Annotated in this window: 14 protein-coding genes; 7 read left to right on the top strand and 7 right to left on the bottom strand. The window is 46.3% G+C overall.

Features of this window, described 5'->3' with window-relative positions; all coding sequences use genetic code 11:
* Positions 1–139: 139 nt before the first annotated feature.
* Complete coding sequence (locus MHI06_RS28605; protein ID WP_340399867.1) at positions 140–1,333, bottom strand: MFS transporter; 1,194 nt, start codon at positions 1,331–1,333, stop codon at positions 140–142.
* A 164-nt stretch (positions 1,334–1,497) separates the two neighbouring features.
* Between MHI06_RS28605 and MHI06_RS28600 the strand changes: the two genes are divergently transcribed.
* The 3 genes from MHI06_RS28600 to MHI06_RS28590 all read left to right on the top strand — a co-directional run bounded on the left by MHI06_RS28600 (position 1,498) and on the right by MHI06_RS28590 (position 3,161).
* A complete protein-coding gene (locus MHI06_RS28600; protein ID WP_062836690.1) occupies positions 1,498–1,893 on the top strand; it encodes a winged helix-turn-helix transcriptional regulator in 396 nt (131 codons plus the stop codon).
* Positions 1,890–2,567, top strand: a complete 678-nt coding sequence (locus MHI06_RS28595) for a TIGR00266 family protein (RefSeq protein WP_017691614.1) — start codon at positions 1,890–1,892, stop codon at positions 2,565–2,567. The genes MHI06_RS28600 and MHI06_RS28595 overlap by 4 nt, the downstream gene beginning before the upstream one ends.
* Before the next feature lie 132 nt (positions 2,568–2,699).
* Positions 2,700–3,161: a MarR family transcriptional regulator gene (locus MHI06_RS28590; protein ID WP_062836692.1), complete on the top strand. Its 462-nt coding sequence runs from the start codon at positions 2,700–2,702 to the stop codon at positions 3,159–3,161.
* 143 nt (positions 3,162–3,304) lie between these two features.
* On the opposite strand, the gene MHI06_RS28585 is transcribed toward MHI06_RS28590, so the two are convergent.
* Positions 3,305–4,279, bottom strand: a complete 975-nt coding sequence (locus tag MHI06_RS28585) for an aldo/keto reductase (RefSeq protein ID WP_340402199.1) — start codon at positions 4,277–4,279, stop codon at positions 3,305–3,307.
* Positions 4,280–4,574: 295 nt separating this feature from the next.
* Between MHI06_RS28585 and MHI06_RS28580 the strand changes: the two genes are divergently transcribed.
* Complete coding sequence (locus MHI06_RS28580; RefSeq protein ID WP_340399866.1) at positions 4,575–5,618, top strand: LCP family protein; 1,044 nt, start codon at positions 4,575–4,577, stop codon at positions 5,616–5,618.
* A gap of 188 nt (positions 5,619–5,806) precedes the next feature.
* Positions 5,807–8,395 carry a DUF2339 domain-containing protein gene (locus MHI06_RS28575; RefSeq protein WP_340399865.1) on the top strand — a complete coding sequence of 863 codons (2,589 nt, stop codon included), beginning with the start codon at positions 5,807–5,809 and terminating at the stop codon, positions 8,393–8,395.
* 132 nt (positions 8,396–8,527) lie between these two features.
* On the opposite strand, the gene MHI06_RS28570 is transcribed toward MHI06_RS28575, so the two are convergent.
* The 4 genes from MHI06_RS28570 to MHI06_RS28555 all read right to left on the bottom strand — a co-directional run bounded on the left by MHI06_RS28570 (position 8,528) and on the right by MHI06_RS28555 (position 10,797).
* Positions 8,528–8,854, bottom strand: a complete 327-nt coding sequence (locus tag MHI06_RS28570) for a hypothetical protein (RefSeq protein WP_340399864.1) — start codon at positions 8,852–8,854, stop codon at positions 8,528–8,530.
* Between the two features lie 56 nt (positions 8,855–8,910).
* Positions 8,911–9,414: an SMI1/KNR4 family protein gene (locus tag MHI06_RS28565; protein ID WP_340399863.1), complete on the bottom strand. Its 504-nt coding sequence runs from the start codon at positions 9,412–9,414 to the stop codon at positions 8,911–8,913.
* A 133-nt stretch (positions 9,415–9,547) separates the two neighbouring features.
* Positions 9,548–10,150 carry a hypothetical protein gene (locus MHI06_RS28560; protein WP_169480003.1) on the bottom strand — a complete coding sequence of 201 codons (603 nt, stop codon included), beginning with the start codon at positions 10,148–10,150 and terminating at the stop codon, positions 9,548–9,550.
* Between the two features lie 491 nt (positions 10,151–10,641).
* Positions 10,642–10,797 (bottom strand): hypothetical protein, encoded by a 156-nt coding sequence (locus MHI06_RS28555; RefSeq protein WP_017691624.1) that lies wholly within the window; start codon positions 10,795–10,797, stop codon positions 10,642–10,644.
* Positions 10,798–11,030: 233 nt separating this feature from the next.
* On the opposite strand from MHI06_RS28555, the gene MHI06_RS28550 reads away from it, so the two are divergent.
* Both MHI06_RS28550 and MHI06_RS28545 read left to right on the top strand, forming a co-directional pair.
* Complete coding sequence (locus MHI06_RS28550) at positions 11,031–11,702, top strand: FHA domain-containing protein (protein ID WP_169480002.1); 672 nt, start codon at positions 11,031–11,033, stop codon at positions 11,700–11,702.
* Positions 11,703–11,728: 26 nt separating this feature from the next.
* A complete protein-coding gene (locus tag MHI06_RS28545; RefSeq protein ID WP_169480001.1) occupies positions 11,729–12,307 on the top strand; it encodes a class I SAM-dependent methyltransferase in 579 nt (192 codons plus the stop codon).
* A gap of 231 nt (positions 12,308–12,538) precedes the next feature.
* Here the strand turns inward: MHI06_RS28545 and MHI06_RS28540 are convergent, their stop codons facing one another.
* Entirely contained in the window at positions 12,539–14,854 is a 2,316-nt protein-coding gene (locus MHI06_RS28540) for a carbohydrate-binding domain-containing protein (RefSeq protein ID WP_340399862.1), read from the bottom strand.
* Positions 14,855–14,858 lie beyond the last annotated feature (4 nt).

Raw genomic sequence — 14,858 nt, 5'->3', positions numbered from 1 at the left:
CATAGTAGATCAAATAGGGCTCAACGTATATAGTATAGTAAAATACGATTTGAAACCGGTTCCCTTCATTGGCTGGAACTGATATACAAAAGGGTGCATCCCATGGTCGGAATGAAACTTAGAACAAAGCTTTCTCCATTCAGGCGGGTACTTGTTGATCCTTACTTTCCAGCATTTTAGCCCATGCGGTCAGGATTACGGCTACGAGAACCATCAAAGCACCAACCCATGTCGTGTGAATCAAACCGATGGAGTCATTGATCACGCCACCCAAATAGGCACCTATGGCAATGCCTGCATTAAAAGCAGCGATATTAAAGGCAGAGGCTACATCTTTCGCCTGTGGTGCATATCGTTCAGCCAAGGTTACCACATACATCTGAAGACCAGGCACATTCATGAAGGCGAGCAGGCCCATGCCCATAATGGTGAGCAGAGCTGCCAATTTGAACGGGACGGTAAAGTACATCACGCCCAGAATGATGGTCTGAATGATGAACATGTAGAAGAGGGCCTTGAGCGGGTTGCGATTGGCTGCTCTACCGCCGATAATATTGCCGACTGCAATGGCGATTCCGTACAACAATAGAATGAATGCTACCGTTTTCTCGGAAAAGCCGCTGATATCATGCAACAACGGGGACAGATACGTAAAGACAACAAATGTTCCTCCGTACCCAACAGCAGTAATGGCAAAAGCAAGAAGCAAGCGCCCACCGGTAACCAGCTTCAGCTGATCCCGGAATGCCGTCCGTGTTCCACGTTTCAACGTAGATGGCACAAGTATCAGGTTTCCGATCATCGCAATGATGCCGACAACGACAATCAGGATAAAGGCAGCGCGCCAACCCCAATGTTGACCGATGAGTGTACCGAGAGGCACACCCGTTACCGTGGCGATCGTTAGCCCAGAGAACATGATGGCAATGGCGCTTGCTCTACGATTGGTAGGTACCAGATCGGCTGCAATAGTCGAGCCGATGGACATGAATACGCCGTGTGCCAGAGCGGAGATCACTCGTGCAATGAGTAACATGGTGATACCCGTCGATAGTGTAGCCATCGTGTTACCGGCAATGAAGACAATCATGATGGCAAGCAGTAGCGTTTTGCGTGATACGGTAGACGTCAGTGAGGTCAGAATAGGAGCCCCGAAGGTAACGCCTAAAGCATATAAAGTAACGGTCAGTCCCGCTGTAGTTACGGAAATGCCGAGATCATCTGCAATGAGGGGCAGTAGTCCGACGCTGATAAACTCTGTGGTACCGATAGCGAACGCACTAATAGCCAGCGCCAGCAGCGCCCACGTGCTGCGTTTTGAATCTTGTAACATTTCTTGCTCAACTCCCCAGAATGTAGATTTACGTACCGGCAAATGCTATTATGAGTTATTCAGTATAGATTGAATAGTACGTACTTTTTAGTACCCTACGTACTTTTTGGTGCCTATACAGCATGCGACGGATGTAATCCAATTCATCAGGGAGGAAGCAAGTTATGGTTCGAAAAAAATATAATATCTCGGTTGAAGCTACCCTTGAGGTGATCGGTGGCAAGTGGAAATGCGTCATTCTCTGTCATCTGACACATGGGAAGAAGCGAACCAGTGATCTCAAGCGTATTATGCCCGCAATTACACAGAAAATGTTAACACAGCAACTGAGGGAGCTTGAGAACGACGGGATCGTGAACCGAATTGTATATAATCAGGTCCCTCCCAAGGTGGAGTACGAATTGAGTGATTATGGCCGCAGTTTGGAACCGATTCTCAATGCGCTCTGTAATTGGGGAGATCAGCATATTGTGAAGGAATACGGAGATAAATCAGCAGTGCTGGAGGACAATGGGCTCAATGATTTTAACTCAGACAATAGGGAGCTGGTGCAACCGTGAACTATGAGATTCTATATGATGGTGCTTTTGCGATGCTTAAAGTACATTTGCAGCGGGGAGAGCGGTTCAAGGCCGAGAGTGGTGCGATGGTATCCATGACTCCGACGGTTGAACTGAAGGGTTCAGCAGAAGGTGGAATGTTTGCTGGGTTCGGTCGGATGCTGAGCGGGGAGAAGTTCTTCTTTCAAGAATTGACGGCTGCGGGCGGATCGGCAGAGATTCTGCTCTCACCTTCAAGCATGGGCGATGTGGAAGCCGTTGAATTGGACGGTTCCTATTCGCTCTATGTGCAGAAAGACGGATTTCTGGCAGGAACCGAGGGCATTCAGGTGAATACCAAAATGCAAAACCTGAAGAAAGGTCTCTTTTCGGGAGAGGGTTTCTTTATTATTGAGATCAGTGGGCGTGGAACCGTATTTCTATCTTCCTATGGTGCAATCCATGCGATCAATCTGGCCGCAGGTGAAGAAATGATCGTGGATAACGCCCATTTGGTGGCATGGCCTCATTATGTAGATTACCGTATTGAGAAAGCTTCACAGGGCTGGTTATCCAGTGTTACAAGTGGAGAAGGGTTGGTATGCCGGTTCCGTGGAGAAGGAACCATTCTTATACAGAGCCGCAATCCGCAAGGATTTGGGCAATGGGTGAAGCAGTTTATCCCTGCACGTTAACTTTTTTTGAAAAAGCACTCACAGAGTTGCAACGGATGTGTTTCCATCATCGTTATATGAATAACGGACTTTCTGTAATGTCTGATGGATACATATTCTGTTGCACAAGGTCGCACATCATGGAGGTATGAGATGACAAGCTCACAGTATAAAAACGCACAAGAAAGCCCGGGATACCTGCTATGGCAGGTTACAGCGATGTGGCAAAAGGAAGTACGTCGGGTGTTGGAGCCACTCGAACTAACACAGCCCCAATTTGTGTTGTTGCACGCCTGTTTATGGCTCAATGAACACGATGAGGAAGGCAAAGGCGTAACTCAGGTTCAGATTGCTCAGTTTGCCAAGGTGGATGTTAACGTAACTTCTCAGGTTCTACGTGCTCTTGAAAAAAGGGGATTAATTACCCGCGCTCGTCATCAGACGGATACGCGTGCCAATATTATCACAACAACGGAAGAAGGAACCCGATTGGCTGTGGAGGGAATTCATCTTGTCGAGGAATCGGACAAGGCATTCTTCGAAACTTTGGATGATCGTAAGGGAGAGTATTTGGAGATCATGCAGGAGTTTCTTCGCCAAAAAACAGAGGGTTAATTCATAATATATATTTTTTATTTTATTAAACTACAGAATGTAGTGGAACTGGAAGTTTTTCTAATTACTAATAATTATAGTGCCGCTATAAAAGACAAATAAACCTCCTGACTTTATCCGTCGGGAGGTTTATTTCGGTTGTTTCAATCGATTCGATAGGATGCAAATGGCTCGCGGCGACGGAAAGAGTCGCTGATCTGATCCAGATCGGACAACAGCTCATCGGGCAGTGACATGTCCAGACTAGCCAGATTATGTTCCAGCTGTTCGGTGCGTGTAGCCCCGACAATCACTGTCGATACAGTTGGACGTGTCAGTAGCCATGCGAGCGACAGCACGCTCGGGGAGCAACCATATGAGGCAGCTTTTGCACTCACTTGTTCACTCAGTTGGATATTATGCTCCAGTAGGAAACGGTTGAAGGACGGATCGGTGTCTGCTCTGGAACCGGAAGGTACGCTGGTCTGTCCGTTATATTTACCTGTCAGAATACCGCCTGCCAATGGGAAATACGGAATAATGCCTACACCCTGATCGAGACACATCGGAATCAGTTCAAGCTCGGGTGTACGGTCTGCCAGAGAGTAGCTAGTTTGGGTGGAGATGTAGCGCACATAGCCTTTCTGTTCACTGATGCCTAAAGCTTTCATCAGCTCCCAAGCTGCGTAGTTGGAGGCTCCGATGTAACGAACTTTACCGGAAGTGACCATATCGTCCAGTGTGCGCAGTGTTTCATCCAGCGGTGTATGCGGATCAAAAGTATGGATCTGGTACAGATCCACATAATCCGTTTGCAGACGCCGCAGGCTATGTTCCAGCTCTTGTTGCAAATGGTAGCGGGAGGACCCCCGCCCATGGGGACCATCATGCCGGGGTAATCCGGCTTTGGTAGCAAGCACCGCGTTTTCCCGTCGACCTGCAAGGGCTTGTCCAATAATGCGTTCCGATTCCGTACCTGCGTAGATATTGGCGGTATCAATAAAGTTGATCCCCTGATCCATCGCTGCATGAATAATGCGGGTAGAAGCTGCTTCATCTGCGCGTTTGCCAAACGCATTGGTGCCGAGCCCCAGTGCCGACACACGCAGACCACTATTGCCCAAACGTCGATATTCCATCATTCGTCGCTCCTTCTCTGTTCATCTTGTAGAGGTAGTTCAAAAAGTCCGCTTTTGATTACGAATGATGCCTGGCAGCATCATCAGCATCGAATATGAAATTCAGCCGAAATGTCCGTTGCTCACGTAGTCTTCCCTACGCTCCGCTACTCCATTTCTAGCTTCATTCCATCTTCTCGGTACTGAAAATCAGACTTTTTGAACATGCATTTGTATAGCAGATTATAACGTAATCTATTGAAAACGTGTTATTAATATAGTTAAATGATTCTAAGAACCCGTTATTAAAGGAGATATGATGGAAAACAGTGCTGCACATTTAACAAGACGGAAGCCGAAGAAACCGAAGAAGAAATGGAAGAAGCCATTGATCATCACCCTAAGTGTGCTGCTTGTGTTGGGAGGACTCGGATTTATCTATCAAAAGCAACTCGTCGTGTTTGCCTTTAACATGTTCGCCTCAGGTACGGTGAAGGAAGCCTTGGATGACTCCTATAAGCCAGCTGGCGATAAGGATGCCCCTGTTGTGGAGCATACGGACCCATTCTCGCTGTTGCTGCTCGGTATTGACCAACGCGATAACGAACCAAGCCGTTCGGATACCATCATCTATTCCGTCGTGCGTCCAGAAGACAATAAAGTGCTGCTGCTGTCCATTCCACGTGATTCCTATACCGAAATTGTCGGCCGGGATGTGAAGTCGAAGATCAATTCAGCTTATGCCCACGGTGAAGCCAAGATGGCGATGGATACGGTGGAGAATTTGCTGGAGAATAAAGTGGATTTCTATGCCGCGATTAACTTTAACGGGCTCAAGGATATTGTTGATGCGGTAGGCGGTGTTGAACTGCCGATCAAGAAGAACATCGAGAACAAATCAAAAGCGCATGAGAAACTGTTCGTTGAAGCCAACAAACCGATCTATAGCGGCGAAGAAGCGCTTGGTTATGTGCGTTACCGGGAAGATTCCGATTTCAATCGGACGATGCGTCACCGGATTTTCCTAAGTGCCTTCATGAATCGTGCGCTGGAGGTCAAAAATCTGACCAAGATTCCGGACGTGATCCAGATTGCCGGATCGAATTTTACAACCAACATGACTTCGGACTTCATCGTGAAGTTTGCCGAGTCCTTATATATGAAAGACAGTGCACCAACAATCAGCAACTACATGCTGAAGGGGGAAGGTGCGACGCGCAGTGGCGTATGGTTCTACGATCTGTCGGACGACGATCTGCAATATGTGCGTGGTATGATCGCCAGTTGGCTGGACCCGGATGCGACCGAGATAATTGAACCGGAGTCAGCGGATCAGGCAGATACACCAGATGCGGCGTAAGCATCCATTCTTGTGCAGAGCTCATATGAATATAAGTCGGGAGTAGCGGTTGCTTCCCGGCTTTTTTGCGTTTGAGATCCTACGGATGAAATATTGCACAGATATATCTAATGTTTAAACCTCTTTTTATGGCATACATATAGTAAAATATAGGGAAAAGATTAAACATCAACCAACGGAGGAAGCTCATGAAGGAGTTTAAGGAACGGCTTGGGCAGGTTCAGGAGCAGCAGAAGCAACTGGCGAAGGAGTATAACGCCCTGCTTCAGGAATACGAGTCCGATGACCTGATCGTTCAGAATGAACAATTGCAGGAACAGTACGAAGCCCACAAGCTCAAGCTGCAACAGCTTGAACTTCGCTCGCGCAAGATGGAAGAAGAGAATGCGCGTCTTCGCATGGCGTTATCCGAGCAGATGCTGGATGAGAAGCTGAATCTGATCCGGGTATCCCGGGAGAAGATGGAGACCTATTTTCAAGGGAAAACAGCGGTACATAATGATCGAATTGCATTCCATGAACATCGAACCAAGTCCAATCTAAACGCGCTGTACAACCAGGCAACACAGGAGTTGCAAGAGGATTCCGACGAGGTGAAGGAGAGGATTGCTTACCTTGCGGCAGAGGTGAATGAGCGCATTGAAACGCACAGACGAGCCGTACGGGAGAGAGAAGAGGCTCTGCGTGGGCACATGGAACGTGGATATGAGCAGATGGCGGAGGAAGGGTTAAGCGAAGAGACTATTCAACGCCGGATCAAGCAGAATCGCATGGAGATGAAGATTGGACTCAGCTGGATCAACAAGGTTGCCATTCTACTCCTCATTCTGGGGGTTGGAGCAGCGTTTCAACACTCGTACACGACCTGGTTTAATGACGAGATGAAGAGCGGAGCTTTTTTCCTGCTCGGTGCATTGATGCTTGCTGGAGGAGAGTGGCTGTTCCGCCGCAAAAGGCAGACGTTTGCGATGGGGCTGCTCGGCGGTGGGATATCCGTCTTGTTCGGCTCCATCTTCTATAGTTACTTTTTACTGCATATTATCGGGTTATATACGGGACTTGCCCTGTCTGTATTGGTATCGGCAATCTCCGTATTGTTGTCCTTGAGATACCAGTCGAAGACCATCTGTTCACTAGGTTTGGTGGGCGGCTATCTTCCGTTATTCTCCTACATGTTCTCGTTCGGGCTTGAGGGCCCTGCTGTCTATGTAGCTATGATCTATCTGCTGCTCTTAAACGGCATTATTGTGTTCATTTCATTCGGCAAACGGTGGCCGGTGGTGCACTATATCAGTTTCCTATTTAATACACCGTCTATGCTCATCCTCTTATGGCTGTCGCCAAATGAGAAGATTGGCATGTTGTATTCCATTGTGACGTTTGCATTATATCTGGGGATTACGCTGGCATATCCATTCAAACACCGGATGAAGTTAACCTGGTGGGATTTCGCTCTACTCGCTATGAATACGAGCATTAGCTGTCTAATGTTATACGTACTGTTTGATGTGGCGGATTGGAATGATGCTCAGGGCTTGCTGGCGTTGATCTTCTGTGTGGTGTATCTGGGCCTCGCACGATTCGTCCAGCGAAATATGGCTCAGGAGAAACAGACGATTCTGCTCTTTTATGTCACTTCCCTGACGTTCGCCATTCTGATTATTCCGTTCCAGTTCGGGGCCAAGTGGTTATCGATGGGCTGGCTGATTGAAGGGGTTCTGCTAGTTACGCTCGGACATCTGAAAAGGCTCAAATCGGTGGAACGTGCAGGTTGGGGCATCGTTCTTCTATGTCTAATCACTTTTGTGTACTACGATCTGCTGGAGTTATTCTTCATCGGGGAACGTTCTTACTTCATGTTAAAATACTCCAGCATTACGCTGGGAACTGTGCTTATTACACTGTATTATGCCTGGGCAGTTCACAGCAACTCATCTTCCAGAGAGAGATTCAATTATAGCCCGCTGGAGCTGGGTTTCCTGAACGGATTCAAGTATGTGACACTTGCGAATCTGTGGTTATACGTGCTGTATGAGTCGAATGAATTGTATACCAGAGCTGTCGATGGGACGTTCCTGTTATACATGTTCTACAAGTTGCTCATGTTCGCAGCGCTCACCATTGCATTGGCTTATGGACTGAGCAAGGTGAAGCTGCTGCATGATCAATACGTGCAGGTGTATACCACTTTCTTGCATGCTATCGGCTGCTGTATTGCACTGGCCGTAACCTTAACCATGCCAGCGCTTCAGCCGGAAGTTCAACAGCATACGGCGGCGGAGATTGTTGGTTTGCTGGTGCTAATTATCTTTAATGTAGGGGTATTCTTTGCAGGAAGGGATCTGCTAATTGCAGGCATCCGTGGGCAGTTCAAGAGCATTGAATGGTACCCGGTTATCGCAGGGGTGTATCTGCTGGGTGTCATCACCGTATTCCTGACGATCCAGTTCCATTGGGGTGATGTGGGGCTGATGTTCAGCCTGATCTATCTGCTGCTGGCGATTCTCTATATTGCCTATGGATTCCGTAGAAAATATGTCATGATTCGGCGTCTGGGCCTGGGCCTAACATTGTTCGCCACGGGTAAGATGGTGTTCTATGATGTGGGGATGCTTACCTCGGGCAGTAAAATCTTTGCCTATTTCAGCTTTGGCGTACTACTGCTTGGGATCTCTTACCTGTATCAGAAGGTGTCCAGCCGGATGGAGGAAATACAGTCCAGGGAGGCAGCGAAGCCTGACGACGAACCGAATGTATCTGAGGATGAACAAGATTGATATAATGATTATACTTCAAGCCCATGATGTGTTGGGGAGGTTTGAACTGCGTTATTGCTGGTGTATGTTTTCATTTGAAATAAATGGAAGGCCTCTGGAAGTGTTTCAAATCCAGAGGCCTTCCACAATTCTTTACTTCGTGTTCTTAATCTCTTCGACGATTTGAAAGCCGTTTGCTTTTCCATTAAGATATCCTTGCTCATAGTAGTCTATCCCGTCAGGGGTTATAGTTACTGCAACTGTCTCCGGATCATTCTCTACGGGCTGTGCAACGATATATCCTCTGTCTAGCAGATATGAGATGGCCCTGTACTTTTCTATGTTTTCCTTTTGGTAGAATCTACTTTTCGGTAAAAGCATCGTGGGATTTTCAGTAAACCAAGCTGAATATATTTGCTCCGTAATATCGTACCTTTCTTGTATCCTCTCTTTAATTTGAATCTCTTTTTCATTGAGCATACGCATACCTCCGCCAATTAAGCTATAATTACGGGTCAGACTACTGATCCTATCTGTTATTCTTCAAAACTACGCTTTGTTTTCCAATACCAGAACTTCTCGCCCTGAGAGATTATAAAACGTTCTAACCATGTCTCAAAGTTACTGTGAAAAGATCCTGTATGTTCAACAGAATATAAACTCTCACAAAGCAACAGATATTGCTCATCACCTGAACTCCAAAGCTCTAAATCAATTAGGATTCGATCATCAAGAATATTGGCGACCACAATCTTATTATCTGATGCTTCATTGTAATGTATAACATCTTGGGCTGAATATAAGAAGCTCTCCCCGCCATATTCAGGGTCTTCAAACAAGGACGCTCCATTACATAATTGTAAAAAGCTTATGTAATCTGGAGGTAATGGAGTAGAAAAATACTCCGAAAGCTCTTTAATTTTATCTTCGGATGCACCTGGTTTGAATTTATTCATAGCAGTCATTTTCCCAGTAGGAGCAAGTATTTTAATTCGACCATTATTTTGGTCCGACCATTCCTTAAATACTTTAATTAACATTTACATAGCCTCCTCAAAAAAACTGGAGCTGTCCAAAAGCCCTTTCTTGTTTGAAAATTATATTTATAGGAATTTTCAGAATCAATTATAGGGAATCTCTCCGGGATATTAGCACGAAACTAATTACATAACCTTAATTCATTTTATCCGAGATTTTCTTAAGCTCAAAGATAGTTGCCTCTGATAACAAGATAAGCTTCTCGTTATTAACAACAAAAAAACTTAAACTTACAGGTATACTAATTTTTGTAGAAGGGTTACTTACACCTATTGCTTTTACGGCATCATTTTTATTTAAGTTTGGAATATCTAATTTATATAATCTATAAAAAGAATCTGAATTATTGCATGTCGCTGTAAACTCATATAATGGGTTTCTTAGTTCAGTTTGATATTTACTGTAGTTTTTAATTCCTTTTGATGAAAATAAGTCTTTTTTGATGATTATTTCATCACCAATAAATTTTTGACCTGTTGGATATTCTGAGGCATCATTATATGAATTTGCAAATCCTAAAAGCTTCTCAACGTTCCAAGTTCCATAGAAATATTTTTCAGTTTCACTATCCAAACTCGTACGTTCTACAGAACAATACTCATTATTTTGCTGTGTTGTTACTTGTTTACTCGGGGACTCACCCGAACCTTGCATAACCGATGCGGGCTTACCTGATCCACCACATCCTGAAAGAAAAACGATACATAACAACATCAATACACCAATCTCTTTTTTCACCTATGATCTCCTTTCGTAGACCTAGCAGAAATTATATCAAAGAAAATGAAACCATGAATGACATATGATTAACATTATTTATAATTTAAGTTAAATTTATGTTATATAATCTTCCATAAAAGGCGTTCCTCGATAATCCAGAAGCACCTAACAGAAATCTACTTGCAAGTAGTCTGTACTCTACCCGTTAACACCGTGATTAAATGGAGAATTGTTGGGTTGAAAGGTGGAGAGGAAACCGAAATCACAAAACTAAGAAATGTCACCAGCAGAAATGGCTGAAATCCATCTGCGTGCCGGGCAGTTTATGATTGAAGTCATGCAATCATCTATACTTTCGGTATTGTTTTACAATCCAAAATAAGGCTCCGGGCTGCTGTGAGAAGCAATCTGGGGCCTTATTGATCTGTTTTAATTTGGATTCGATGCCATAGCCTATTATGACATTCGTGAAACGTTTTGCGCGTAGATCACGTTATAATAGAGTAGACTTAGGGTTGGATCTTCATTTGTAACCATGAGGTTTCGGCAGCCGATGTGCCTTTCAGTGATTCTCCGCCATCATCGTTCATACGGGAGAGCACGGTTAATGTCATGGACAGGGCAAAGGCGAGCAATACGTATATGAAAATGTTTTTTTTGTTCATTAGAAGGTACCTTTCTTGTTGAATGAGCTAAAGTAGACATCCGGCCGTCATGAGAAAAAAAGCACAACGTCTGGTATAGTAGAGTGAGTAGAACCAAACATAAATCGTTCTTGTATACCACTATATTGAACTATAGCGGTGCAAACAATGGAACAAATCTGATGATCTTATCATTATTGTTATGAAATGTTTATAGAGATCGAGTGAGTGATCATTGAAGGTGGGAGAATAACATGCGGGAGACGGCAAAAATCGTCATTCGTACGCCAGGACAGGAAAGTGACGGCTCATTCGCTTATGTAAGCCAGGGTCGCTCCATTACGGTGGGACGTTATACGGGCGGTAGTGAATTGGACTTGTCTGTCTATAATCAGATGATATCGAAGCGGCATTGCCGCATTCATTATGATGTACAGCAACAGCTATGGATCGAGGATCTGGATAGCAAAAATGGAACCGAACTGAACGGGCAGCGCCTCGTTCCCTATGAGAAATATCCGTTTGGCGAGGGAGACAGCCTGACGTTGGTCAATGGCCTGATCCAGCTTCGCACGGAAGGTGACCTTGGAGAGACGAGGGAATATCGTGTGTCGGATCTGCTGGGTGAGGGCGTACGTTTACAGGATCACCTGCAAACGGTGCAGATCGGTGAAGTGGAGATTCCGCTATCCAAGAAGGAGTATCAGCTGTTCAAGCTGCTGTACAGTCAACTGGACCACTTTGTGACAAGGGAACAGATTGTGGCTCAGGTGTGGCCGGAGCGTAGTATGCTGGAGAGTGAAGCGGTAGGGATCGACGAGATTAACTCGCTAATCTATCGGACGAATCGCAAGCTGGGTGTACATTTTACGATTAAGTCTGTGTACAAAAAAGGGGTATACATGAAGTCTCATGTGCCCGAATGAATGAGTGATAACAAAGGGATGATGCTATGTTCATCGTTCATCTAATTCCATGGCTGATTGCTGTGGTGACATTGATATGTGTCATATCCATCGTACTTGTCAGTTGGAAAAACGGAATCTCCCCGATGCCCACATCCAGCCGCGTCAGACAGGTGGTCATTCAGGAGGTAAACCGCATTCCAGGGTACGGAGATGTGCTCGAAGCCGGCTCCGGATGGGGTACATTGGGAATGGATGTTGTAAGGCATTGCCCTGGTAAAAGGCTGACCGGGATTGAGAATTCTATCATTCCCTTATGGTCTTCCCAACTAATTGCCTATCTCAGTGTTCGCTTACGTCGAGCCAAGGGAAACAAACACTCTCTCAAGGGCAGGCTGCGCTTCATGCGCGGGGATATCTACACCAGTTCCTACGAACATGCGGATTGTGTGATCTGTTATCTGTTCCCGGGAGCCATGACCCGGCTTCTGGACAAGTTCAGTCGAGAGCTTCCGCCAGGTGCCAAGGTAATTAGTGTCTGTTTTGCCCTGCCAGGAAAAGAACCGCTACGCACCATTACTTGCCGGGATGCCCTGCGTACCAAGGTGTATGTGTATTCCTTTTAAAGAAAAGAACAGGAAAGTAATCACCAGTTTTTTGCTCAGCTGGAGTGCTGTAAACCTTCTACCATAACGTTAATGGATCAAAGAGTGTGCTCCATATCATAGTAATGCAGATACCACGTAAGCATGAGGATACGAAAAAGGCCCCGAACTCACTATGAAGTGAATCGGGGCCTTTTTGTCTCGCCTTTGAGTTGGGGCAAGAGATTGCTTGATTATTGCTTACCGCACGTATTACTTTGCAGAATCGGTAGTGCCTGTTGTGTCCGTGGTTGTACCGGATTGCGATCTGTTTCTGCCGCCTCCGAATCCGCCTTGTCCACCGCCGCCACCAGGACCGCCCATACCTGTATTGGCTGTAGTTACACCGGATTCATTCACCCAAGTCACATTACTAGTCGATTGGAATGCAACCACTTGAGTGCCGCCACTATAGGTACCGTCTGTGTAGAGTCCATCCACGGCTTTACCTGTAGACGTACCACCGGAGTAGATCACGTATGAACCATCTTTCGCAAGATCCGGGGAGCTGACAACCACGGTTTGATAATCTTTTGCCGGAGCGAATGTCAGAATGTTGTTGCCTTCGCTGTCTTGTACATGTACAAGTGTTCCGGCTTTTTGCGTTGCAGGGAATGTCATCACAATGGTATTTTGCGTAGACGCATCGGATGTTCCTTGTGCCATGCCAGAGCTTCCGGCAGCCACGAGGTATCCACCGCTGATCTCAAATGTACCGTCATAATCCAATGCTCCGTTGCCGCTATCCGTCGGTCCGTTCACAATAACCGTTCCGCCAGTCATGTTAATGGAACCATTGGAATCCAGTCCGTCACCACCTGCGTTCACCGTGAGTGTGCCGCCGTTAATGTGGAACTCGTTATTGCTTGCTGCTGCACCACCCATACCGCCCGATCCACGTCCTTGCTGAGTAGTAGCCGTACCTTGGGATGCCTGATCGGTAGTCGATGTTGTGCCTGTCGTTTCGGTTACAGAGATGTTGGATGTCGTGGCTGCATCGGTTGCTGTAGTAGCGCTATCTGTGCTTGCCGCTGTATTCGCAGCTGTTTCCGTCTCGCCACCTGCAGCGTTTACGCCATCATCGGATGCCGTTACATCCACATCCCCATCGTTCAGGGTTATGATTGCACCTTCAAGTCCTTCATAGCTCTTCGCAATCGTGATGGTTCCGCCGTTAATCGTCAGGCCCTGATCGGCATGTATGCCATCATCACCGGATTCGATGTTGAATGTTCCGTCGTTAACTATCACGTTATTGTTGCTGTGCAGGGAATCATCCATGGAATCAATGGTATACGTACCGCCATTAACCGTAAGATCTGTACCTGCTTTGAGTGCTTTGGCACTTGTGGACTCTGTTGCTGTTGTTGCTGTGTCCGCATCAGCATTGTTATCTGTTGTTGTTGTTGTTGTTGTGTTGGCAGAGTTGGATGCTGCTGCGCCGTTTGTATTAGCACCTGTATTTGTACCGCTGTTATTAGGCATCTCCGGCATATCTGCAGGAGGTTCGCCATCCGGTGGTGTGCCCATATCGGTTGGAGGTGTGCCGCCACCCCATCCACCGCCACCACCGCCGCCAAATGGACCTTCCTCTACTTTGGCTGGTGCATTGGCGCTACCGCCGCCCGTTACAATATTGTATGTGCCGCCATCCGTAACGAGTGCGGTTTCGGCTTGAATACCGTCGTTACCACTTTGGATATCGAAGGTACCTCCTGCGATAGCAACGTAACCTTTAGTGGTATCTGTGTCATTGGTTGATTTAATACCGTCGCCTTCGGCTTCAATGGTAATGGTGCCCGCTTGAATGGCGACCATATCCTTACCTTTGATCCCGTCATCGGCTGCTTTGACGCTGATGCTACCACTAATGATTTTCAGATCATCCTTGCTCGTAATACCTTCATTATAGTTACCTGTGACGGTCAATTGACCTGCACCGTTGAATGTAAGATCCGCTTTGCTGAAGATTGCAGCATCGGGCTCGTCTGTCGTCGCATCGGCGTACACATATGTTTTACCATCGGAAACAGTATTCTTGGTTCCTTTTTCGAGCGTAATCACCGCTTTACCAGCCTTCTGAATGTAGATTGCGGCGCTGTCGTTATCATGAATTGTTGCTCCGTTTAATACGAGATGTACGGTACCCTTATCGGCAACGTTAACCACGATCTGTCCATCCGTTAGCTCACCGCTAAGTACATAAGTACCTGCTTCAGAGATGGTTACCGAACCATTCGCTGCTTTGGCGCCCGAACCGGTTACCGTTGCAGTTGTTCCGTTCAGCTTAATCGCTGTGGAATCTGCCTCACTCCAGCTAATATTGGTATCGTCAGCATCCAGAGAGACCAGATCCGCGTATTTTACAGAAGTTTGCTCGCTGACGGATACTGTTTTGGTTGTTCCTGTCGTTGACGTTGCGGCATTGGCCGTTGTGCTTGTGGTTGCTGGTGAACTGCATGCTGCGAGTAGGCTGGTAATCATGGCGATGGACCAAAGTTTGCTACCTGTTATCATGTTCTTCTTCATATTA

The sequence above is a fragment of the Paenibacillus sp. FSL H8-0079 genome, from assembly GCF_037991315.1.
GTDB lineage: Bacteria > Bacillota > Bacilli > Paenibacillales > Paenibacillaceae > Paenibacillus.
Note: the sequence above shows the minus strand (reverse complement) of the source record. Positions and strands in the feature narration are given on the sequence as shown.